At 63.7% G+C, this 22825-nt stretch carries 21 protein-coding genes and 1 pseudogene; 1 reads left to right on the top strand and 21 read right to left on the bottom strand.

What is annotated here, in order from left to right; translation table 11 throughout:
• Positions 1-35 precede the first annotated feature (35 nt).
• The 6 genes from truB to rimP all read right to left on the bottom strand — a co-directional run bounded on the left by truB (position 36) and on the right by rimP (position 7125).
• Positions 36-1007, bottom strand: coding sequence for a tRNA pseudouridine(55) synthase TruB (gene truB / locus NKH38_RS16465; protein WP_352761993.1), 972 nt, complete (start codon positions 1005-1007; stop codon positions 36-38).
• Positions 1007-1426 (bottom strand): 30S ribosome-binding factor RbfA, encoded by a 420-nt coding sequence (gene rbfA / locus NKH38_RS16460; protein WP_352638653.1) that lies wholly within the window; start codon positions 1424-1426, stop codon positions 1007-1009. The genes truB and rbfA overlap by 1 nt, the downstream gene beginning before the upstream one ends.
• Before the next feature lie 161 nt (positions 1427-1587).
• Complete coding sequence (gene infB, locus NKH38_RS16455; RefSeq protein WP_023669557.1) at positions 1588-4152, bottom strand: translation initiation factor IF-2; 2565 nt, start codon at positions 4150-4152, stop codon at positions 1588-1590.
• Positions 4149-4799 (bottom strand): RNA-binding protein, encoded by a 651-nt coding sequence (locus NKH38_RS16450; RefSeq protein WP_352761994.1) that lies wholly within the window; start codon positions 4797-4799, stop codon positions 4149-4151. Before NKH38_RS16450 ends, infB begins: the two co-directional genes overlap by 4 nt.
• Before the next feature lie 38 nt (positions 4800-4837).
• Positions 4838-6433 (bottom strand): transcription termination factor NusA, encoded by a 1596-nt coding sequence (gene nusA / locus NKH38_RS16445; protein WP_023669555.1) that lies wholly within the window; start codon positions 6431-6433, stop codon positions 4838-4840.
• A 47-nt stretch (positions 6434-6480) separates the two neighbouring features.
• On the bottom strand, positions 6481-7125 hold the full coding sequence (gene rimP / locus NKH38_RS16440; protein WP_023669554.1) for a ribosome maturation factor RimP: 645 nt from the start codon (positions 7123-7125) through the stop codon (positions 6481-6483).
• 335 nt (positions 7126-7460) lie between these two features.
• On the opposite strand from rimP, the gene NKH38_RS16435 reads away from it, so the two are divergent.
• Complete coding sequence (locus NKH38_RS16435) at positions 7461-7625, top strand: hypothetical protein (RefSeq protein ID WP_023669553.1); 165 nt, start codon at positions 7461-7463, stop codon at positions 7623-7625.
• Positions 7626-7667: 42 nt separating this feature from the next.
• Here NKH38_RS16435 and trmB read toward each other — a convergent pair whose 3' ends face one another.
• The 15 genes and pseudogenes from trmB to NKH38_RS16360 form a co-directional block, all read right to left on the bottom strand.
• Complete coding sequence (trmB, locus tag NKH38_RS16430; protein WP_023699459.1) at positions 7668-8369, bottom strand: tRNA (guanine(46)-N(7))-methyltransferase TrmB; 702 nt, start codon at positions 8367-8369, stop codon at positions 7668-7670.
• Between the two features lie 139 nt (positions 8370-8508).
• Positions 8509-9774: a methionine adenosyltransferase gene (gene metK, locus NKH38_RS16425; RefSeq protein ID WP_023826825.1), complete on the bottom strand. Its 1266-nt coding sequence runs from the start codon at positions 9772-9774 to the stop codon at positions 8509-8511.
• A gap of 222 nt (positions 9775-9996) precedes the next feature.
• Positions 9997-10416: a helix-turn-helix domain-containing protein gene (locus NKH38_RS16420; RefSeq protein WP_023669550.1), complete on the bottom strand. Its 420-nt coding sequence runs from the start codon at positions 10414-10416 to the stop codon at positions 9997-9999.
• 137 nt (positions 10417-10553) lie between these two features.
• Complete coding sequence (lnt, locus tag NKH38_RS16415; protein WP_023713467.1) at positions 10554-12146, bottom strand: apolipoprotein N-acyltransferase; 1593 nt, start codon at positions 12144-12146, stop codon at positions 10554-10556.
• Between the two features lie 77 nt (positions 12147-12223).
• A pseudogene (locus NKH38_RS16410) lies at positions 12224-12692 on the bottom strand (VOC family protein).
• A gap of 20 nt (positions 12693-12712) precedes the next feature.
• Entirely contained in the window at positions 12713-13804 is a 1092-nt protein-coding gene (locus NKH38_RS16405) for a hemolysin family protein (protein ID WP_023711439.1), read from the bottom strand.
• Between the two features lie 28 nt (positions 13805-13832).
• Positions 13833-14339, bottom strand: coding sequence for an rRNA maturation RNase YbeY (gene ybeY, locus NKH38_RS16400; protein WP_352761995.1), 507 nt, complete (start codon positions 14337-14339; stop codon positions 13833-13835).
• A 17-nt stretch (positions 14340-14356) separates the two neighbouring features.
• Complete coding sequence (locus NKH38_RS16395) at positions 14357-15349, bottom strand: PhoH family protein (RefSeq protein ID WP_502896604.1); 993 nt, start codon at positions 15347-15349, stop codon at positions 14357-14359.
• Positions 15350-15432: 83 nt separating this feature from the next.
• Complete coding sequence (gene miaB, locus NKH38_RS16390) at positions 15433-16842, bottom strand: tRNA (N6-isopentenyl adenosine(37)-C2)-methylthiotransferase MiaB (protein WP_352761997.1); 1410 nt, start codon at positions 16840-16842, stop codon at positions 15433-15435.
• A 76-nt stretch (positions 16843-16918) separates the two neighbouring features.
• Positions 16919-17719, bottom strand: a complete 801-nt coding sequence (olsA, locus tag NKH38_RS16385; protein WP_023682014.1) for a lyso-ornithine lipid O-acyltransferase — start codon at positions 17717-17719, stop codon at positions 16919-16921.
• A 28-nt stretch (positions 17720-17747) separates the two neighbouring features.
• Positions 17748-18242 (bottom strand): ribosomal protein S18-alanine N-acetyltransferase, encoded by a 495-nt coding sequence (gene rimI / locus NKH38_RS16380; RefSeq protein ID WP_023669542.1) that lies wholly within the window; start codon positions 18240-18242, stop codon positions 17748-17750.
• The gene (tsaB, locus tag NKH38_RS16375; RefSeq protein ID WP_023682015.1) at positions 18242-18919 is read right to left on the bottom strand and encodes a tRNA (adenosine(37)-N6)-threonylcarbamoyltransferase complex dimerization subunit type 1 TsaB; all 678 of its coding nucleotides are present in this window, start codon (positions 18917-18919) and stop codon (positions 18242-18244) included. The genes rimI and tsaB overlap by 1 nt, the downstream gene beginning before the upstream one ends.
• A gap of 107 nt (positions 18920-19026) precedes the next feature.
• The gene (locus NKH38_RS16370) at positions 19027-20142 is read right to left on the bottom strand and encodes a DUF1513 domain-containing protein (RefSeq protein ID WP_023699452.1); all 1116 of its coding nucleotides are present in this window, start codon (positions 20140-20142) and stop codon (positions 19027-19029) included.
• Positions 20143-20145: 3 nt separating this feature from the next.
• The gene (locus tag NKH38_RS16365; protein ID WP_023751929.1) at positions 20146-21225 is read right to left on the bottom strand and encodes an imelysin family protein; all 1080 of its coding nucleotides are present in this window, start codon (positions 21223-21225) and stop codon (positions 20146-20148) included.
• Positions 21225-22814: a di-heme oxidoreductase family protein gene (locus NKH38_RS16360; RefSeq protein WP_352761998.1), complete on the bottom strand. Its 1590-nt coding sequence runs from the start codon at positions 22812-22814 to the stop codon at positions 21225-21227. Before NKH38_RS16360 ends, NKH38_RS16365 begins: the two co-directional genes overlap by 1 nt.
• Positions 22815-22825: the final 11 nt, after the last annotated feature.

The raw sequence follows: 22825 nt of genomic DNA, 5'->3' as shown, positions 1-22825 counted from the left end.
GGATGTGACGTCGACGTAAGACTAGACGAGAGTGGTCAGCCGACAAAGACCCGCTTCGGCTTGAACATGCCTTGCTCGATGGCGCCGATGGCGACAAGCTTGCCGCGCGCGGTGGCGCAGGCTTCCTCGGCTTCCACGGGCGCGTCGCGGCCGCGGATGATGACGGGATTGCCAAGGCGGATCTTGGTCGCCGCTTCGTCGCTGATGGCGATCTGGGGCAGGCAGTCGAGCGCGGCAGCCGTGTCGACAAGCAGCGCATCGATGGCGCCAAAGTCGATCGGCGCATCGGCAACATCGGCGTCGCCCTCTCCGTCAGCTTCGCGCTGTTCGCCGAAACGGGCGGCTTCCAGTTCGGCGACGGTGACGAAATCCTCCTGGGTGAACGGCTCGACCTCAACCCGGCGTAGTTCAGCGATGTGGCCGAAGCAGCCGAGGTCGCGGCCCATGTCGCGGGCCAGCGAGCGCACATAGGTGCCTTTGCCGCATTCGACCTCGAACAAGGTGTGGCCGGCAGCGTGCTCGACGATGTCCAGACGGCCGATCTCGATCTCGCGCGCGGGGATGTCGACTGTCTCGCCCCCACGGGCGAGATCGTAGGCGCGTTCGCCTGATATCTTGATGGCCGAGAATTGCGGCGGTGTCTGCATGATGACGCCGGTGTAGTTCGGCAGCAGCGCCCTGACATCGTTTTCCGCCGGACGGCGGTCGGAACTTTGCGTCACCGGGCCTTCGAGATCGTCGGTCGAACGCTCCTCGCCCCAGGCGACGGTGAACCGGTAGATTTTGGCGCCGTCCTGCACATAAGGCACGGTCTTGGTTGCCTCGCCGAGCGCGATCGGCAGCATGCCAGAGGCCAGCGGGTCGAGCGTGCCGGCATGGCCGGCCTTTTCGGCCTGGAAAAGCCATTTGATCTTGGAGACGGCTTCGGTCGAACCCATGCCAACCGGCTTATCCAGCACCACCCAGCCGGAGATCGGCCGGCCCTTCTTCTTGCCGCGGCGCCCCACTATTTCTCGTCCTTATCTCTATCTTCGCCATCGGTACCCAAGTCTCGCGCGACTTCGGGCGATTTCAGCAGATCGTTGATCCTGGCGAAATTGTCGAAGGACGTATCGAGCTTGAAGCGGAACTCCGGCATGAATTTCATCTGGCGGAGCGCGCCGGAGACGCGGCCACGCACGAACTTCGCGTGCTTGTTGAGCGCGTCGATGACCGCACCCGTGTCCTTGGCGCCGAGCGGCGAAACGAAGGCAGTGGCGACCCTCAGATCGGTCGACATGCGCACTTCCGAGACCGAAACCACGGTGTTCTCGATCAGCGGGTCGATAATCTCGCCGCGCTGCAAGGTTTCCGACAGCGCATGGCGCACCTGTTCGGCGACGCGAAGCATGCGCTGGGATGGGCTGGAGGCGGTTGGACGGGGCATTTTTCTCAATCCGGAAAGCGTGAGGCGCGGGATGGGACCGTGCCGCCATGTCTCATATTTGTTCTATGCATGTCGTTTATCCCGCACTTTTGGGCGACAGGCATTAAAGTTAGGGCGGCGGTCTTTCGACCACCGCCCGGTCGTATCGACGGTATACGAACTCAGAGCGTCCGGGTCACCATCTCGACGCGGAAGCACTCGATGATGTCGCCGACGCGCATGTCCTCGTAGTTCTGGAAGGCCATGCCGCACTCCTGGCCGCCCGGAACTTCCGCGACTTCATCCTTGAAGCGCTTGAGGGTCTTCAGCGTACCTTCGTGGATGACGACGTTGTCGCGGATCAGGCGCACGCCCGCTCCACGCTCGACCTTGCCTTCGGTGACACGGCAGCCGGCGATCTTGCCGACCTTGGTGATGTCGAAGATCTCGAGGATCTCGGCATTGCCGATGAAGGTCTCGCGGCGTTCCGGCGACAGCAGGCCGGAAAGTGCTGCCTTCACATCGTCGACGAGGTTGTAGATGATCGAGTAGTAGCGGATTTCGATGCCCGCGGCCGCCGCGGCCGCACGTGCCTGCACGTTGGCACGGACGTTGAAGCCGATGATCGCGGCCCCCGAGGTCTCCGCCAGCGACACGTCGCTTTCGGTGATGGCGCCGGCGCCGGCATGAACGATGCGCGCACGCACCTCGTCGGTGCCAAGCTTGTCGAGAGCGGCGTTGATCGCCTCGATCGAACCCTGCACGTCGCCCTTGATGACCAGCGGGAATTCCTTCAACCCGCTCGTCTGCAGCTGCGACATCATCTGTTCGAGCGAGCCGCGCTGGCCGGCATGGCGAGCCACTGCCTTCTCGCGCGCCAGACGCTGGCGATATTCGGTGATCTCGCGGGCGCGGGCCTCGTTGTTGACGACAGCGAAGCGGTCGCCGGCTTGCGGCGTGCCTTGCAGGCCGAGCACCTCGACCGGCATTGCCGGCGGAGCCTCCTTGATCTGCTCGCCACGGTCATTGACCAGCGCGCGCACCCGGCCCCATTCGTTGCCGGCGACGAGGATGTCGCCCGGCATCAAAGTGCCGGTCTGCACCAGTACGGTGGCGACGGGGCCACGGCCCTTGTCGAGCTGGGCTTCGATGACCACGCCCTCGGCAGTACGGTCCGGATTGGCCTTGAGGTCGAGGATTTCGGCCTGCAGCAGGATCGCTTCCAACAGCTTGTCGAGGTTGGTGCCCTTGGTCGCCGACACTTCGACGTCCAGCACTTCACCGCCCATCGATTCGACGAACACCTCATGGCGCAGCAGTTCCGACCGCACCTTCTGCGGATCGGCATCATGCTTGTCGATCTTGTTGATCGCCACGATGATCGGAACGCCGGCCGCCTTGGCATGGCTGATCGATTCGATGGTCTGCGGCATGACGCTGTCGTCGGCCGCCACCACCAGGATGGCGATGTCGGTCGCCTGAGCGCCGCGGGCGCGCATCGCCGTGAAGGCGGCGTGACCGGGCGTGTCGATGAAGGTGATCTTCTGCCCGTTCTTCTCGACCTGGTAGGCGCCGATATGCTGGGTGATGCCGCCGGCTTCGCCGGAGACGACATTGGCATTGCGGATTGCGTCGAGCAGCGAGGTCTTGCCGTGGTCGACATGGCCCATGATGGTCACGACAGGCGGCCGCGACACCAGGTCCTCGGCATTGTCGGCAATGTTGAACAGGCCTTCCTCGATGTCGGACTCGGCGACGCGGCGGACCGTGTGGCCGAATTCGGTGGCGACCAGCTCGGCCGTGTCGGCGTCGATGATGTCGCCCGGCTTCAGGATCTGGCCCTGCTTCATGAAGTACTTGACCACATCGACAGCGCGCTCGGACATGCGCTGCGCCAGTTCCTGGATGGTGATGGTTTCAGGCAGGATCACTTCGCGCATAACCTTCTCGCGCGGCTCATTGTGCATCGCGCGCTTGAATTTTTCCTGGCGGCGACGCATCGACGACAGCGAGCGGGCGCGCGCGTCCTCGTCGGAAAGAGCCGTGTTGAGGGTCAGCTTGCCGCGACGACGGTCTTCCTCGGCCTTGGTCGGCTTGGCCGGGCGCGCCACTTCGGGCGTAACCGGACGGCGTACCGGGGCGCCGGCGGCGGTGCGCTTCGGCTTGACCTCTTCCTCGTCGTCCGATGCCACAAGCTCGGCAGCCTGCGGGGCGCGGCGGCGCGCTTCTTCCTCGGCGCGGCGGCGGGACTCGGCCTCGGTCTGCAGGCGGGCTTCTTCCTCGGCCTGACGGCGCGCGGATTCCTCGCGCTCGCGCTTGCGGCGTTCCTCATCCTCGTTGCGGCGCTTGGCCTCTTCGATGGCGCGTTGGCGGTCCTCGACGTCGCGAACCTTGGAGCCTTCGAGCGCCCTGCGGCGCGCTTCCATTTCATTGCGCGACAGTTCGTTCAGCACCATGCCGCCGCGTTCGGCCGGGGGCGGCGGAGGCGGCGCCTTGGGCGCTTCCTGCACGACGGGGGCTGCCACTACCGCAGGCTTGGGCGTAAATACGGGTGCAGCCACCGGCTCCGGCTTGTCGCCGGGCATGGAGAATTTGCGCTTCTTGATCTCGACCTGGACCTGCTTGGTGCGGCCATGCGAGAAATTCTGGCGCACGACGCTCTGCTCGGTACCGGGGCGCTTCAGCGTCAAGGTCTTCTTCGGTGTAACACTCAACGTCTTGTCGTCGCCCGATTTCGTATCGCTCATTCCATATCCTCTGCAGCATCATCTTCGTCAGCAACGGCCGCAAGCATTGCGAGATCGTCGGGGGTTCCGCCCCGATATCGGTCGAGCGCAACCATGCGCCTCTCAACCGCCTTGCCCGCGTCTCCCGCGAGAACGGCAGCATGTATCACATTTGTACCCCCCAATGCCAAGCTCAACTCGGCCTCGGAGAAAAGTTTGTAGGCAAGGACTGCCGGCCCGCCGAGGTGGACAGTTGCCCGCCGCGCCTGACTGATCTTGCGCACGCCATCGTCGGATGCCTCGGTCGCGTGGAGCACGAAAAGCGCCAACCCCGAGCGCACCGCGCTCTCGACCTTGGTTGCGCCGAGTGCGATCGAGCCAGCCTTGCGGGCAAGGCCAAGCATACCCAAAGCGGATCGTGCAAGCAGTCCGTCGACCATGCCGCCGAGATCGGGCGGCACGACGACCTGCGCCTTGAAGGCGCGGGCAAACAGGTTCTTCGCCGCCGCCTTGTCGATATGTAGGCGGTCGGCGCTCACCCAACAACCACGGCCGGGCAGATTTCTCTTCAGGTCAGGAACGACGGCCGAATCCGGGCCGACGACGAAACGGATCAGCTCATCCGGCTCGGCTTGCTTGTGCGTGACGATGCAGGTGCGATCGTTCATCTCGTCCTGGGGCGGGTTGTGTGCGATGCGGTTTCACCTCACGCACCAACGGCTTCGTCAGCCGGGACCTGTTCGGCTGCAAGCTCGTCTTCGGTGATCCAGCCGGCCTTGAGGCGGGCTGCCAGAACCATCTGCTCGGCGTCGGCGCGCGACACGCCGTGATTGGCGAGCACACCCGGGAATACCTTGGTCTCGCCGTCCTTGCGTTCCTTCCAGCCGGTCAGGTCGTCGGCGGCATAGCCGGCGAAATCCTCGATCGTCTTCACGCCATCCTCGCCGAGCGTCACCATCATGGCGGTGGTGACGCCAGGGATCTCGCGCAGTTCGTCGGTGACGCCCAGCGCCTTGCGCTTGTCGTCATGCTCGGCTTCGATCTTCTCCAGATATTCGCGGGCGCGGGTCTGGATCTCCGAAGCGGTGTCTTCGTCGAAACCGTCGATCGAGGCGATCTCGCCCGAATCGACATAGGCAACTTCCTCGACGCTGGTGAAGCCTTCGGAGGCCAACACCTGGCCGACCATCTCGTCGACATCAAGGGCTTCCATGAACAGCGACGAGCGTTCGACGAATTCCTTCTGGCGGCGCTCGGACTCCTCGGCCTCGGTCAGGATGTCGATGTCCCAGCCGGTGAGCTGCGAGGCAAGACGCACGTTCTGGCCGCGACGGCCGATGGCCAGCGACAGCTGGTCGTCGGGAACCACCACTTCGATGCGCTCGGCATCCTCGTCGAGCACCACCTTGGCGACTTCCGCCGGCTGCAGCGCGTTGACGATGAAGGAGGCGGCCGAAGGCGACCACGGAATGATGTCGATCTTTTCGCCCTGCAATTCGCCGACCACGGCCTGGACGCGGCTGCCGCGCATACCGACGCAGGCGCCGACCGGATCGATCGACGAGTCACGCGAAATGACGGCGATCTTGGCGCGCGAGCCTGGGTCGCGGGCGACCGACTTGATCTCGATGATGCCGTCATAGATTTCCGGCACTTCCATGGTGAAGAGCTTGGCCATGAACTGCGGATGGGTGCGCGACAGGAATATCTGCGGGCCGCGCTGTTCGCGGCGCACGTCGTAGACATAGGCGCGGACGCGGTCGCCGTACTTGTAGTTTTCGCGCGGGATCAGCTCGTCGCGGCGGATAATCGCCTCGCCACGGCCGAGATCGACGATGACGTTGCCATATTCGACGCGCTTGACGGTGCCGTTGACGATCTCGCCGATGCGGTCCTTGTATTCGTCATACTGGCGGTCGCGCTCGGCCTCGCGCACTTTCTGCACGATGACCTGCTTGGCTGACTGGGCGGCGATGCGGCCGAAATCCATTGGCGGCAGCTGTTCGGCGATGAAGTCGCCAAGCTGGGCGTCCGGATTGCGCTCGCGGGCCGAGGAAATGGCGATCTGGGTGGCGTAGTCGTCGACCTTCTCGACCACTTCCATCAGCCGCTGCAGCTTCATCTCGCCGGTGTTGGCGTTGATGTCGGCGCGGATGTTGGTTTCCTGGCCGTAGCGCGAGCGCGCGGCCTTCTGGATCGCATCAGCCATGGCGGCAATGACGATCGACTTGTCGATCGACTTTTCACGCGCCACCGCGTCGGCGATCTGCAGCAGTTCAAGTCTGTTGGCGCTTACAACCATCTTATTTCTCCCGAGCTTGTTGCCGAGCTTTTAGGCCCGGCCGCTCATCATAGTTCCTGTTCGATTTCGTCTTCCGCGCCGCCTTCAGCACCTTCGGGTGCATCATCAGCTTCGCCGCGGCGTTTCTTGGCTTCCTTGCGTTCCCGGTTGTCCTTCGACAGGGCATCGCGAATAAGGTCGTCGGTGAGGATCAGCCGCACATCGGCGATCGCGTCATAAGGAATGCGAACCGTCGGCTCTTCGCCGTAGGCGGCCTTGTCGCGCTCGAGCAGCATGTCGTCTTCGCCGGCTTCGGCGATCTTGCCTTTGAAGCGCTTGCGGTCGGCGACCGGCACCGAGGTTTCCATCTTCACCAGATGGCCGGTCCAGGTGACGAAATCCGACTTGCGTACCAGCGGCCGGTCGATGCCCGGCGACGACACTTCGAGATGATAGGCCTTCTCGATCGGGTCATCGACGTCGAGCGCCGGCGACACAGCACGGCTGACCTCTTCGCAATCCTCGACGGTCATTGTGCCGTCCTCGCGTTCGGCCATGATCTGCAGCGTCAGGCCGTTCTGGCCCGACAGATGCACCCGCACGAGGCGGAAGCCAATGCCTCGCAACACCGGCTGGACGATCAGCGCGATGCGCGCATCGATACCGCTTTCGCGGATGATGCGGTCGTCGGCTTCGCTTGCCGTTGCAGTCATGCGGTTCCTGTCGTTCTCTGGATCAGGATGATCGTCGTCCCGAACCATCTCTTTGCTGATGGCTGACCGGCAGGTAATAAAAAAGAGCGGGACCGGGTGGACCCACTCTTCGTCATACCGACCAAGAATTTGAGGCTGATATAGACGATCCCGGCCGGTGTTTCAAGTCTGTTGACGGGCCGGGCAGAGTGCAGCCGGGGACGGCTGGCAGGATTGCGCGCGGCGCATGCCGGCTATGCGGTAACGGCCCTGTGATCCCGGATTTCACATCCCTATCTATGTTGCACTGCACAAATCAAAGATGAGCGCGCGGTGGCGCGCGAAAGGTCAAGACAATGAGCAACCGTACCGTGTTTTCCGCCATAGGCGACGCCTTTGCCCTGTTCGGCAGCGCCGTTGCCGCCTCGCGGGCCGTCGAAGCCGGCCGCAAGCCGCGCGCCAACGATCTGCGCCGGCTCGGCATGGACCCGACCGCTTTCGGCAAGATCGGCCGTTTCTGAAGCCAGACCGGCTGTCGATGCGGGACACTTTCCCGCATCGAACTATTTTCTGATGAAGGTGAGATAGGCCGGCCGTCGGCCCTCGCGAATGGCTTTTGCCTCGTAGCGTGTGCCCGGCCAGCCTTCATAGGGCCGATGCCAGTCGGCCCCATCTTGCACCTGCCAGAGGAGCCCGCCATGCGCCCGACAGTGCAACAAGGTCCAGTTCACATAGGTGTCGATGTCGGATGCGAAGCGGAATTTTCCGCCCGGCTTCAGCACGCGCGCGAACCGATCGAGGTTGAGCGGGCTGACGAAACGCCGCTTCCAGTGCTTTTTCTTCGGCCAGGGATCGGGGTAGAGCAGATCGATGCCGTCGAGCGACGCCTGCGGCAACCAATCGAGCAGGCGCGTGGCGTCGTCGTCATAAACGCGAAGATTGGCAAGCGGCTTTTCCCGCACCGCCATCATCAGCTTGGCCATGCCGTTGACGAACGGCTCGACACCGATGAAGCCGGTCGCCGGTGCCTCCGTGGCACGGTGCAGCAGATGCTCACCGCCGCCGAAGCCGATTTCCAGCCGAACCGTTGAAACATCCGCTGAGAATAGCGCGCGCAATTCTGCCGGTGCCTGGACGGAGAGGTCGAGGCCATAGGCCCCAAGACCGCTTTCCAGCGCCGCCGCCTGCTGCGGGCGAATGGTCTTGCCGTGCCGGCGGCCGAAGAACCCTTCGGTCGCCCGGCTCCGCCTGTCCTGTGGATCCATGGCCTGGTCGCGCGCCGCGCTTAGATTGAGATGAGATTTGGGATTGAGATGAGATTTGGCTGAAATCTCATCTCAATCTAATCCTTTGTTGGAGCATGATCTTTTCCAAAAAACCGGTACCCACTTTTTGGAATCATGCCTAAGCAGCGATCGCGTCCTTGAGCGCCTTGGCCAGATCGGTCTTTTCCCAGGAGAAGGACCCGTCTCGGCCGGCCTTGCGGCCGAAATGGCCGTAGGACGAGGTCTTTGCGTAGATCGGCTTGTTGAGGTCGAGATGCCTGCGGATGCCGGATGGCGACAAATCCATCACCGTGCGCAGCGCTTCCTCGAGCTTGGCCTCGTCGACCTTGCCGGTGCCGTGCAGGTCGACATAGACCGACAGCGGCTGGGCAACGCCGATGGCGTAGGACAGCTGGATGGTGCAGCGGTCGGCGAGCTTGGCCGCCACTACATTTTTGGCGAGATAGCGCGCCGCATAGGCGGCGGAGCGGTCGACCTTGGTGGTGTCCTTGCCGGAGAAGGCGCCGCCGCCGTGCGGGGCAGCACCACCGTAGGTGTCGACGATGATCTTGCGGCCGGTCAGGCCGGCGTCGCCGTCCGGTCCACCGATGACGAACTTGCCCGTCGGGTTGATGTACCACATGCAATCGTCGGCGATCTTGAGGTCGCCGAGCGCCTCACGGATGTAAGGCTCAACGACCTTGCGGACCTTCTTGGAATCCCAGGTCGCGTCGAGATGCTGCGTCGACAGCACGATCTGCGTCGCTTCGGCGGCTTTGCCATCGACATAGCGAACGGTGACCTGGCTCTTGGCGTCGGGTCCGAGCTTGCCGGCTTCGCCGTTGTTTTCGTGACGGGCAGCGGCGAGCAGTTCGAGAATCTTGTGGCTGTAATAGATCGGCGCCGGCATCAGATCCGGGGTCTCGCGGCAGGCATAGCCGAACATGATGCCCTGGTCGCCGGCACCCTCTTCGCCCTGGCGGTCGGCGGCGCTGTCGACGCCCTGGCCGATGTCGGGCGACTGGCCGTGCAGCAGAACCTCGATCTTTGCCGTCTTCCAGTGGAAGCCGGCCTGCTCGTAGCCGATTTCGCGGATCGCCTTGCGGGCGACCGACTTGAACTTGGCCGGGTTGACGACCGAATGCCCGGCGGCGTCCTTGAGGATGTTGCCGGCTTTGTCCCGCTTCAGCAGAGTATCGGGAACCCTTACTTCGCCGGCGATGACGACGCGGTTGGTGGTGGCGAGCGTCTCGCAGGCGACGCGGACTTTCCACGGGTCCATGCCGGTCTTCTTGGCCTCGCGATAGACCAGATCGACGATCTCGTCCGAGATGCGGTCACAGACTTTATCCGGATGACCCTCGGCCACGGATTCCGAGGTGAAGAAGTAGTTCTGCCGCGTCACGGGTGTCCCCTCTTGAAAAAACGATCGGCAGGGCTGCCGATTTTGGCGCGCCACGTGTTAACGGTGCCGGGCGCCGCTCGTCAAGCGGTGCCGCGGTTCTGGCATGAGTGTCGCAGCAATATATCTTGTACCACCGGCGGCTTGGCGCCTCCGGCAGTCGAGCCTCTGGGCTACTCGGGCCCGGGGGATTACTGGGGCCAATGGGTCAATCGAACCACCGAATCACTCGGCATCTTCGGCAGAAAGGGACTTCACAAGGTCGATAATCCGGCGGCGCACCTTCACATCCGCGATCTTGACGAACGCGCGGTTGAGCTGAAGCCCTTCCGGACTGCCGCAGAATTCGACGGCGAAAGCCATCGAAGTGTCCTCGGCAAATCCTCTATTACCCACCGGCTCCTGCCCTGGCGCATCCTCGAAAAAGAAGGCAACAGGCACGCTGAGTATCGAGGCTATTGCCTGCAGACGGCTGGCGCCGACGCGGTTCGTTCCTTTTTCATATTTTTGGATCTGCTGAAACGTAATACCGAGATTTTCACCGAGCTTTTCCTGGCTCATTCCAAGCATATTGCGCCGAAGGCGGACGCGACTTCCGACATGGATGTCGATCGGATTCGGTTTCTTCTTGTTTTCTTCTGTCATTTTTTCCTCGCCGAATTTTTCCGGCCTTTTCTATTTTTCTCGCCCAAACGAAGCCGGAGCCAACTGCCCCAACAGAAACACCAACCGACTTCGAGAAAATTAGGCGGTAACAGTATGAGTTTCTAATGTGTCGACTGTCAATTCACCCGTAGCCGTTGCCTTACGTTCAAGCTGAGGGCGATTGCGGCAAACACCAACATGATCAGCATTCCGTTAATGCGCCGCCCCGCGGCGGAGATGAAGGCTTGGCCGGAGATCGGCACCCGCACGTCGATGGCGCCACGTGCATCGACCGCCAATGCGTCGACGATGCGTCCGCGCGTATCGACAACGGCGGAAATGCCGTTGTTGGCGGCGCGCAACAGCGGCAATCCGTTTTCCACCGCGCGAATCTGAGCCTGCCTGAAATGCTGGTACGGCCCGGGCGTGTCGCCGAACCATGCGTCGTTGGTGACGTTTACAATAAGCTGGGATGACGTTGCGTCAACAGCCACCAGATCAGGAAAGATCACCTCGTAGCAAATAAACGGCAAGGCGCTGATGCCGCCGGGCAGAGCGATCGGATGGCGCTCGTTGCCGGCGGCGAAGTTCATCGGCCCGGCGACGAACTGTCCGATGCCGAAGCGGCTGAGCAGACCGGAAAACGGCAGATACTCGCCGAACGGCACCAGATGGACCTTGTCGACGGCATCAGCGATTTCACCCTTGTCGTCGATCGCCACCACCGAATTGTAGTAGCGGCTGTCGGCATCCGCCCCGGATCCGCGCTCCTCGCGCACGACGCCGGCAATCAGCATCTGACCAGGCTGCAGCATGTCGCCGAGCGCGGTCAGCGCGTCCGGACGCTCGGTGAACAGGAACGGTACCGAGGTCTCCGGCCACAGGATAAGTTGCGGTTTGTCATGACCGGGATCGGGCGCTGCGGCCGACAGGCCCATCATCGTGGCGAAGATGCGGTCGCGCACCGAGGCGTCCCATTTTTCGCTGAGGTCGACATCCGGTTGCACGATACGGACATCGAGAGTGCGGGTTGCCGGCTTGTCGGGGGTCGCGAGCCTGACATAGCCGAAGCCGGCATGGGCGGCGACGAGAATGGCAAGCAGGACCACACCGAGACGGACATGCCGGCGTGCTGCAAGCAAGGCCGGCATGGCGAAGACAAAGACCGCCAGCGCGTTCATGCCGACCATGCCGGTCACCGACACGCTTTGCATCAACAGCGGCACGGGCATCGCCGCATACCCGACGGCATTCCAGGGAAAGCCGGTGAACAGGAAGCCGCGCAGCCATTCCGTCAGGCCAAAAGCAAAGGCAAGGGCGGCAATGCGGCCAATGTCGTTGGTCCATAACAGCCGCGCGACGACGGTGGCGAAGCCGTAGAAAAATGCCAGCGCCAAAGGAATGCCGACGACCGCGAAGGGTAAGGCCCAGGCGAAACTGTCGGCCTCGACCAGAAGCGCCTCACCGATCCACCACAGGCCGGCGAGGAAATAGCCGAAGCCGAACCACCAGCCAATGGCAAAGGCCGGCCGCAGGCGCCTGAGCCAGCCGTCGGAAGCCTCGCCGGTGGCGCCGTCGAGCAGCCAGACCAGCAGTGGAAACGAGACGAAACAGACGGCGAAGAAATCGTAAGGCGCCTGGGCGAGCACCGCCAGCGCCCCGGCAAGAAACGCCACCAGCGCGCGCCGCCAGCCCCAAAGCAGAATTATCCGGCCGGCAAGGCGCTCCATACAGACTTCCCAGGTCGCGCGAATCAAGAGCCAAGATTTATCAGATTTATTGAAACGCGAACCGGCCGATCGCTGCGCTATCGGTGCCATCCCTCGATGGTTAGCCCGCTCAGTTGCTCGGCCTCCTCGCGCGGCACGGTGCGCAAGGTCTGGGAGAAGGTCCAGAGTGGCCTTCGGGGTCGCGCGCCCGATACTGCCGTTCGCCGTAGAAATGGTCGGCAGGCTCCTCGACGATTTGGGCTCCAGCCGCCATTGCCCGCTCACAATGCACGTCCAGGCCGTCTTTCAGACGCACACAGACCGACTGAGTGTTCTTGCCGCCGACGCTTACCGGACTGGCAATATGATCGGCCCATTCGGAATCGACGATGATATAGCCGTCGCCAAAACGCATTTCGGCATGGACCAGCCGTCCGTCGGCATCGCTGACCACCATGCTCGGCTCGAAGCCGAAGGCCGTTTCGAGCCATTTCAATGCGGCTCGCGGTCCTTGTAGAAGACACCGGAGCCAAAGGTTGAGTGCTTGAAGGGATCGTCGATCGTCATGTACCGAGCGACGTTCTGCTCTAGGCCTGCTCGGTGCGAGCGGTAGCGCGGCGGCGACGCTCGCCCTTCTGGTTCTGGACGATGCGCACCCGCTTGACGCGGCGCGGATCGGCGTCGAGCACGTGGAATTCGAAGCCGGGGATGGCTTGCACAACCTCACCACGCGCGGGCACGCGGCCCAGCGTGTTGAAGATCATGCCGCCGATCGTGTCGACATACTCGCCATGCTCGCCGGCGGTAAAGTCCTCGCCGATCATCTTGGCGACCTCGTCGATCTCGGCCTTGCCGTCGACGACGAATACGCCCTCGCCGGTCTGGGTGATCAGCGGCTCGTCCTCGTCATGCTCGTCCTCGATATCGCCGACGACCATCTCGACGATGTCTTCCAGCGAGGCGAGACCATCGGTGCCGCCATATTCGTCGATGACCAGCGCCATCTGGGTTCGCGTCGTCTGCATATGACCCATCAGGTCGGAGGCAAGCATCGATGGCGGCACGAAAAGCACCGGGCGGATCAGATTGAGGTCGCCGATGGTGCGGCCGAGATCGACCTGGGCGAGGTCGAGAAGCGTCGTTGCCGGCGTCTTCCTGGATGTTCTGCCCTTCTTGACGCGGGCAACCTTGGTGATGTGGGCCAGCACGTCGCGGATGTGAACCATGCCGCGCGGATCGTCGAGCGTCTCGGAATAGACCGGCATGCGGGAATGGCCGGACTGCTCGAACAGACCGAGCAGATCGCCCAACGTCGTGGTGATCTCGACGGCCTCAATATCGGCGCGCGGCACCATGACGTCCTCGACGCGTACCTCGCGCAGGCGCAATATGTTGTTGAGCATGGCGCGTTCGCCAGGCGAGAAAGACCCGGCATCGCTGGTCGTTTCGGCAAGCGCGCCGGCGATTTCCTCGCGCAGGCTGGTGCCGTTCCGCTGCCTGAAAAGGCCCAAGACGCGGTCGAACAGGGACGGACCGGCAGGCGATGGCTCGCTGGCAATACTACCAGAAGCGGGGCTGCCGGAACTGGGACTCGGACTCGATCCCTCTTCCGTCGTATCGGAAGGCTTTGTCGCACTGCCAGCCTCGGGGCGGGCGGCAGTTTCTGGTTTGTCGTTCATCGTCGTCCGGTCAATTGGTCTTTTGTCATTACGTGTAGGGATCGGGAATGGCAAGCCTTGCGAGCGCTGAGCGCTCGATGGCTTCCATCTCCTCGGCCTCTGCATCGGTCTCGTGATCGTAGCCCAGCAAATGCAGCAGGCCGTGGATGACGAGATGGGTGATATGGTTCTCGAAGGGCTTGTCTTCCAGGGCTGCTTCGCGCGCCACCGTCTCGGCGGCCAGCACGATGTCACCCAGCATGGGCGGCAGCTTGCCACCCCTGGGGAACGGAAAAGCAGGGAAGGACAAGACGTTGGTCGCCTTGTCCTTGCCGCGCCAGCCGGCATTGAGGGTACGGATATGGGCATCGTTGGAAAAGACGATGCTGAGTTCGGAAGGACCGGCAGCAGCGGTTTCGGCAAAGGCAGCCGACACGGCGCGATCGACCAGACGCGTCAGCGCCGCCTCATCGGGCCAGTCGCCGGCCCCGACCGACATATCGATCTCGACGGGAACCGAACTATCCCCGCCGCCAGGTCTTATGTCTTCAGGCATGAGCCCGCATCGTCACATCAGCTCTCGGCGCCGAGGCCGCGCGCCAGCTTGGCGTCGCGGTCATAGGCCCTGACGATTTCGGCCACCAGCGGGTGGCGCACAACGTCGACATCGTTGAAGCGCACGGTCACCGCGCCGGCCACGCCGTCAAGGACACGCAAGGCTTCGACGAGGCCCGACTTGGTGCTTGGAGGCAGATCGATCTGCGTCGGATCGCCGGTGACGATCATGCGCGAATTCTCGCCGAGGCGGGTCAAAAACATCTTCATCTGCATCGGCGTGGTGTTCTGCGCCTCGTCGAGGATGACGGCGGCATGCGCCAGCGTGCGGCCGCGCATGAAGGCCAGCGGCGCGATCTCGATGACCTCGGCGGCAATGGCGCGCTCGACCTTGTCGGCCGGCATCATGCCGTAGAGCGCGTCATAGAGGGGCCGCAGGTACGGATCGACCTTTTCCTTCATATCGCCGGGCAGAAAACCCAGCCGCTCGCCGGCCTCGACCGCTGGCCGTGACAGGATGATGCGCTCGACCATGCCGCGTTCGAGCAGCATCGCCGCATGCGCCACCGCCAGATAGGTCTTGCCGGTGCCGGCGGGGCCAATGCCGAAGACAAGTTCCGAACGCTCCAGTGCCCGCATATAGGCGTCCTGATTGAGCGAACGGGCATAGATCGTCTTCTTGCGGGTGGAGATCTGGGCGGCCGAAACTTTGCCCTTGCGTTCCAGCGTCGGCAGCGTCAGCTGGTCGTCGGCGGCAATCGCCATGCGCACGGCGCCATCGACGTCGGACTGGCCGATATCGGTGCCTTTCTGGAGAATGCCGTAGAGATTGTCGAGCGCGCGGCGCGCCTGCTCGGCCGCCGAGGCCGAGCCCTTGATGGTCAACTGGTTGCCGCGCGAGCGGATGTCGACGCCGAGCTTCTGCTCAAGCCGGGCCAAATTCTCGTCGAACTGACCGTACAGGGCGCTGGCAAGCTTGTTGTTGTCGAAAGTCAGAACGATGTGCGCCATGTCAGAGGCCCCGGATGTCTGGTTCTGGGGCAGAGTCTTCACTTCAGCAGCGCTCAACCGTCTCTCCTCATCTGCCGAGGCCATCAAGCCAACTCGGCGAACAGGCTATTGTAGCCCGTCTTCGTGATTCGCACCCGGATAATGTCACCGATTTCGCCGGCCTTTTCATCAACAATAACCGGCTGCAGCCAGGGCGAGCGGCCGACCTTCTGGCCGGCCTGACGGCCGGGCTTCTCGATCAGCGTGTCGATGGTGCTGCCGACCAGGCCCAGGCCGAAATCCTGCTGCTGCTTGAGCAACAATGCCTGCAGCTGTTGCAAACGTTCATCCTTGACCGCTTCCGGCACGTGATCGGGCATATCGGCGCCCGGCGTGCCGGGACGCGGCGAATATTTGAACGAGAAGGCCGAGGCGTAGTTCACCTGGCCCACCAGACCCATCGTCGCCTCGAAATCCGCCTCGGTTTCGCCGGGGAAGCCGACGATGAAGTCACCGGACAGCGCGATGTCGCCGCGTGCAGCGCGGATGCGCTCGAGCAGCGCCAGATAGTCCTTGGCCGTGTGCCTGCGGTTCATCGCCTTGAGGATGCGGTCTGACCCGGATTGCACCGGCAGGTGCAGATAAGGCATCAAAGCCGGGAGATCGCGATGGGCAGCGATCAATTCGTCGTCCATGTCGCGCGGATGGCTGGTGGTGTAGCGCAGCCGCGCCAGGCCAGGAATTTCGGCCAGCCGGAACAGCAGGCGACCAAGCCCCCATTCCATGCCATCCTCACCCTTGCCGTGCCATGCATTGACGTTCTGCCCCAGCAGCGTCACCTCGCGCACACCGGCATCGGCCAGCCGCTCGGCTTCGGCGACGATCTGCGCCACCGGCCGCGACACTTCCGAGCCCCTGGTATAGGGCACGACGCAGAAGGTGCAGAATTTGTCGCAGCCTTCCTGTACCGTGAGGAAGGCGGTGACGCCGCGCTTGATCATTTCGGCACGCTTCGGCTTCGGCAGATGCTCGAACTTGTCCTCGATGGCGTATTCTGTCTCGACGATCTTCTCGCCGCCACGCACCCGGGCCAGCACATCGGGCAGCCGGTGATAGGTCTGCGGGCCGATGACCAGATCGACAGCAGGCGAACGGCGGATGATTTCCGCGCCTTCGGCCTGCGCGACGCAACCGGCGACGCCGATCAGCATTTCGCGCCCAACTGCTGCGCGTTCAGCCTTCATGTCGCGGATGCGGCCGAGCTCGGAATAGACCTTTTCCGCCGCCTTCTCCCTGATATGGCAGGTGTTGAGCAGCACCAGGTCGGCGTCGGCGATGACATCGGTCGCGGTGTAGCCGTCGGCGGCCAGCGCATCGGTCATGCGCTGTGAGTCATAGACATTCATCTGGCAGCCATAGGTCTTGACGAAGACCTTTTTGGCCGGGGCGGACGCCGCAGCAGCGCTTTGCGAGGCGCTGTCGGTTTCGTTCCGCTCTATCGTGTTCAAATCCATCCGGCGGCTTCTAACGCCTTTCCGTGACAAAAAACAGACGATTCTCGGGCATCGGCCTGTAGGCGCTCGGCCTGCGCTAGCGGCTCGGTCGGGGATCGGCGAGCGCGGCCTGCATCATGGCGCGCACCTGGCTTTCCATCATCCTCGACGTTTCCTTGCGGTTCGAGCCCTTGGAAAAGGCGATGGGCTCGCCGAAATGCACCTCGACGTCAATGGCGCCTTCGGCCATCAGCACCTTGAGATGCGGCATCAGGTCCTGATCGCCGATCCAGGCAGCGAGCGGCCGGTGGCGACGGCCGAGAGGCACGCCGTGCACCCGCGTGTAGGCAATCGCCAGCGGCTGGATGAAGACCTGCTCGGCCGCGCCTTCCGAAATCGCCATCGAGGCGGCGCCGAACAAGGTGCTCTTGAACGGCAGGATGGTGTTGCCGTCGCCGGTAGAGCCCTCGGCAAACAGCACCATGGCGTCGCCCTTGGCCATGCGGCTGGCGATCTCGCTGGCCTGGTCGCCAGCTGTCCGCTTGCGCTCGCGTTCGATGAAGACCGTACGCTGCAGTTTCGACAGCCAGCCGATCAGCGGCCATCCCTCCATGTCCGCCCGGGCGATGAATGTCACATCGGCAAAGGAGCCGAGCACCATGATGTCGGTCCAGGAGATATGGTTCGAGGCGACCAGCAGCGGGCGCTGGCTGGACAGTGCGCCTTTGACATGGATGCGCAGGCCGAGCGTCCGGACGATGAGGCTGTGCCAGACCTTCAGAATGACCGTCTCGCGCCAAATTCCGGTCTTCATCGACAGCAGCTGCAAAGGCACAAGGACCAGCGAACCGACGACAACGAGGCTCAGCGCCAGGAAAATCCTGATTTTTCCGATCATGCAGCTTGGCCCTGCCCCAAAACTTTGGCTAGCGAAGATCGCGGCGCATGACAAGCGCGCCGGTAGGACCATGTTCGGTCGAGCGGTAATAATTGGCGCGGTGGCCCACCTGGCGGAAGCCGAGCCGCCGGTAGAGGGCGATGGCAGCGACATTGGTCTCGTCGACCTCAAGGAACAGCGCCTCGGCGCGCTGCGCATGCAATTCGCGCAGCACGGCGTCCATCAATTGCCAGCCGAGCCCCTGGCGGCGATGCGAGCGCGCCACCGCCACGGTCAGAATCTCGCCCTCGCCGGCTGCAAGCCTGGCCAGCACGAAGCCGACCGGCGGCTTGGCGCCCTGGCCGATTTCGCGCGCGGCATAGCCGAACACGGTTTCCTGTTCGAGCAACGCGGCGAACTCGCCATCGGTCCAGGGCCGGACGAAATCCTCGCGATGCAGCACCGACGCTGCCGGGCTGTCGGCGATGGTCAGCGGCTCGAGCGCATAGTCCCTGCGGCGCGGCTGGAGGAAAGGGATGCGCATCACTTTTCCTGCCTCAACAGGATGAACCCGGCCTGCGCCTTGGCATCGGCGCCGCGCAGATAGAGTGGCTTCGGCTTGTCGCCCTCACCTTTTGCAGCGGCGAGCCGGGCGTAGACGGCAATGTCGGCGGTGGCAGCCGTCGGGCCGATATCGAAATCGCGACCGGCCGCGGCTGCGATCTGCACGGCGGCCGTGCCGGCAAGCACCGGACGATTGTCCGCCGCCATTCCCGCGGCTTGGGCAAGTGTGGTCACAGCCGGACCATAGCGCAAAATCGCTTCCGCATCGTAAAACGCGGCATGGATCTCCTCGCGGCCTGCATCGAGAGCGGCCAGGATCGGGCGGCCGGGAAATGCCGCCCTCGCCTCGGCCGCCAGCGCCTCCAGTGTCGTTACCCCGATCGCCGGGATCTTCAGCGCCAGCGCCAGGCCGCGCGCCGCCGAGACGCCCACCCGCAGGCCGGTGAAGGAACCCGGACCGATGGAGACCGCAACGGCGCCAAGGCCGGCATAATCGGTGCCGTCCGCTTTCAACGCTTCGTCAATGACAGCCATCAGGTGTTCGGCGTGGCCTTTGCCGAGATCGAGTACCGAGCGGCCGAGCTCTCTGCCGCCCGATGCGTCATAGACGCAAGCGGCGCAGAGATTGGCGGCACAGTCGATGGCGAGCAGTTTCATGGGCGACCGGTTCGAAAAACAGTCTCCCTCTGCCCGCCACGGCGCGCCGCCGCAAGAGCCAGCGCGTAAATTGTTAAGCGGCTTCGCTTCGGTGCAGGCCGGACGGCTTACGCCGCCGGCGCGATGCGCAGCATGTGGTTGTCCCAGACATAGTCGGGCTCGGAGCGCGTCGCGCCGCTGCCTTCGATGATTTCGCCGGCACCCGTGGTTGCCATGAAGCCCGGGCCGTCGGGCGCCAGGCCGCAGACCTCGACCAGCGCCTTGGTGGCGACGATCTTGCCGCTGGCGGCGTCGATGACGGCCAGCGAATTGCCTTCCGGCGAAGACACCGCGACCGTGCCGGCAATCGGGTTGGCGGCGACCGAGCCGATGTAATTCCGGAAGCCGGATAGCACGTCCTGCGGCATGTCGAGCAGCTGCAGCCCCTTGCCGCGCGTGGCGCGGCCGACCAGCGGTGGCCGCTCGGTGCCCGGCCCGCGGTACTGGCAGCCGAACCAGATGGTGCCTGTGGGGTCGGCATCCATGTGGCGAATCGACAGCTGGTGCAGAGCCGGCGGCAGTTCGTGCTTTTCGATGAGATCGCCGGTTGTGCGATCGACCAGCACATAGGACGGCTTCATGGTGGCGATGTTGAGCTCGGCGCGGCCATAGTCGGGATGGGTCTCGATGCCGCCATTGGCGATGGCGATCGTCCGGCCGTCTCCGAGCAGCAAGAGCTCATGCGGCCCCATGCCATAGGTCGGAAACTCGCCGATGCGGCTGAACTTGGCCCGTGCGTCGTAGATCCCGACGACGCCGGCGGCATTGTCGAAATTGTTTTCGGTGGCGTAAAGCAGCGCGCCGTCGGTGGAAAACACACCGTGGCCGAAGAAATGCCGACCGGTGATGCTGGCGATGGTCAGCGGCGGCTCGCGGCCGGCATGGTCGAAGACCACGGCGAAGGTGCCGGGTTGCCGGGCGAAGACCACGGAGCGCTTCGAGACCGGATCGAAGGTGACGTCGTGGCCACGGTCGGGCAGGTCGATCGCATGCAATACTTTTCCGGCTTCCGACAACACAGCGGCGCCAAAGCTGCCGTCGCGCTTGACGAAGGCGGTGGCAAAGACGGCATCGGCGGCAAGCGTGTCCGCCCAGGCCCGCGGCGCCATTGACGCGACGAAGCCGGCGCCGGCAGCTCTGAGAAAATCGCGGCGGTCCATCAGCGGCGTGCGTGTCGCAACCATTGGTCAGTCCCCGTCCAGTGACGAAAAGCCGGCGGTCAGGCCGAACTCGGCGGTTAGCCGGGTGCCGATCAAGCCCGACAGGCTGGAGGTGATCAGCGCGAAATGTTCGAGTTTTCCGCGCTCCGCGGGATCGGCGAGCGTCTTGTCGATCCGACCCTGGATGGATTTGGCAGTGGCAACGCCATTGATGAGCTGGACATGGATGGATTCCGCCATCCATCTGCTATCCTCGGGCAGCGCGTCGCCGAGCTTCGAGGCCTGGAACAGCGAATCAATGCCGGAGAGGTTGCCGGCTAATGAAAGGCCGGTGTTTTGCGAGCGCCAGTAGATCGCTTGCCTCAGCTTGTCACCCTGCGGTTTGGCGCCGAGAAAACCTTTGAGGCGCACGTCGCGGACCATTTCCAGCTCGTTGATGAAGACGCCGACCAGTTCGGTCACCGCTTCGGTGCCGTCGCGGTAAAGCGCATTGTCGGGTCCAGGATTAGCCCACAAGGCTGCAAAACCGTCCGGTTTTTTCCAGGCCGCGTCGACATCGGCCGCCATGGTCTCGATGTTCTTGGCGACTGCCGCGCCATAGGCGCAGCGATAGGGCTCGTCCTTGCCGACGAGCGTCTCGGCGCCATCGCCGTAAAGCACGAACTCAAGCGCCCCTAATCCCTGCATCGCGACACTCTTGCCCGCCAGCTGCGCCGGATCGGTGGCGGTCGGATCCTTGCCGGCCAGCGCCGCCTGCACCTGCTTCAGGCCGATGCTCTTTCGGTCCGGCCAGTAGAGCATGCGCTCCAGCCGGTTGTTCTCCTTGATTGGCCCGAAGCCGATGATTTCAGCCGACGACCAGGCCGCGACCGTGGCCGAGAATCCGGCATGCGCGGCATCGAGGTTGCCCTGCGACGGCGCCTGGCAGAGCGCGTCCATGGCCTTCGCCAAGGTGCCGGCATGGCCATGCAGGCTGGCATAGGCGGGGCGGACAAATCCGTCGATCGCTCTTTGAATGACATCGGAGGCTTTCACCGAGGCCGATGCCGGGGACGCACCGAACAGAGCCAATGGGAGGAGTAGAACAGGCAAAACCCGCTTGAGCATCAGAATGACTCCAGGAATTTGATGAGAGCATCGCGGTCGGCCGTATTGGCGGCGGCAAAGCGATCGCGCGCCTTCTGCCCCTCGCCGCCATGCCACAGGATCGCTTCGGCAAGCGTGCGCGCACGCCCGTCATGCAGGAAGAAAGCGTTGCCGTTGACGGTCTTTGTCAGGCCGATGCCCCATAGCGGCGGGGTGCGCCATTCACTGCCCGTGGCATCGCCCACCGCCTGGCCGTCGGCAAGGCCAGGCCCCATGTCGTGCAGCAGAAAGTCGGAATAGGGCCAGATCAGTTGGAACGCCTGCGCCTTGTTCCCGCGCATGGTGACGAATTTCGGCGTATGGCAGGCAATGCAGCCCATCTCGTAGAACAGCTTCTTGCCGGCGAGCACGGCGGGTGCGCCGACATCGCGCCGCGCCGGCACCGCAAGGTTCTGCGAATAGAAGGTGACGAGGTCCATCACCGGTGGTGGCGCCTCGACCGGGCCGAGCCGCTTCTGCACGCCATTGGGCATGTCGAGGCAGGCCTTTTCTGCGGAGGTGCAATCGCCCCAGTGACTGGGCTCTTCCGGCGTCGAAATGCCGATGTCGCCGGCAAAGGCGTCCGCCGCCTGCTGGCGGATCGATGCTGTCTGGGCCTTCCAGCCGAAGCGGCCAAGCGTCAGGGCGTCGGTGGTGACATCGCGCACCATGTTTGCCTTGCCGGAAATGCCATCGCGGTCGTCGGGATCGGCATGGGCAAGGATGTCGGCCGGCGCGATCTGTTCGATCAGGCCAAGGCCGATCATGGGCGGGGTCAGACGTGGCGACAGCGTGGTGCGCGGGTCAAGCGGGCCGTAGCCAAGCCCGTCGAGCGAATAGCTCGGCTTGCGCAGCGAAACGATGCTACCGTCGCCGAGCGTGACCTTTTCCTCGCGATAATCGACATACATGCGGCCTTCGCCCTTGAGGCCGGGCACCGCCAGTTCCTGCAACTGCGCGCCGTAGACCGGATCGGGGAAGTTCAGCACCTTGTGCACGGCAATCTCGGCTTTTTCCTCGGCCGTGCTCGCATCGCGCGCCAGCCGCAGGAACATCGACGTGGTGCGGCGGTCGGCGGCCGGCGGTCGGCCGCGGCCATCCTTCAAATGGCAATTCTGGCAGGCGCGCTCGTTGAACAGCGGTCCGAGACCATCCGAGGCCTGGGTCGACGATGGCGACGACACCCAGTTCTTGCGGAAAAGCGCATTGCCGAGCTTGAAATTGCCCTGTTCCTCGAAGGTGATGTTTTCAGAGGGTTGCGAGAAGGCGTCGCGGTTGACCTGCTTGCGCGACGTGCCGGCGCCGCCTTGCATCGTTTCGAAGGATTCGGGCTTGGAGAAATCCTGGGTTGGCCTGGTAACGGCAAGGACGCGGGACCGGTCCTTCGGCGTCAGGTCGGTGCGGCTCGTGGCGAGGCCGACCGGTTCCGACGATCCGGCCAGGGCCGGGGCCAAAATTGCCGCCAGGGTTACAACCGAAAGCCCGCGAAAGGCCTGATATCGCGGGTTTTTGAGGAGCAGCGGGCCGGCGGCCCGCCGCAAGCGGCGCAGAATATCTAGGGGGCGCCGCATTCCTGCATGGT

Source organism: Mesorhizobium sp. M1078 (genome assembly GCF_040318615.1).
Taxonomy (GTDB): Bacteria; Pseudomonadota; Alphaproteobacteria; order Rhizobiales; family Rhizobiaceae; genus Mesorhizobium.
Note: the sequence above shows the minus strand (reverse complement) of the source record. Positions and strands in the feature narration are given on the sequence as shown.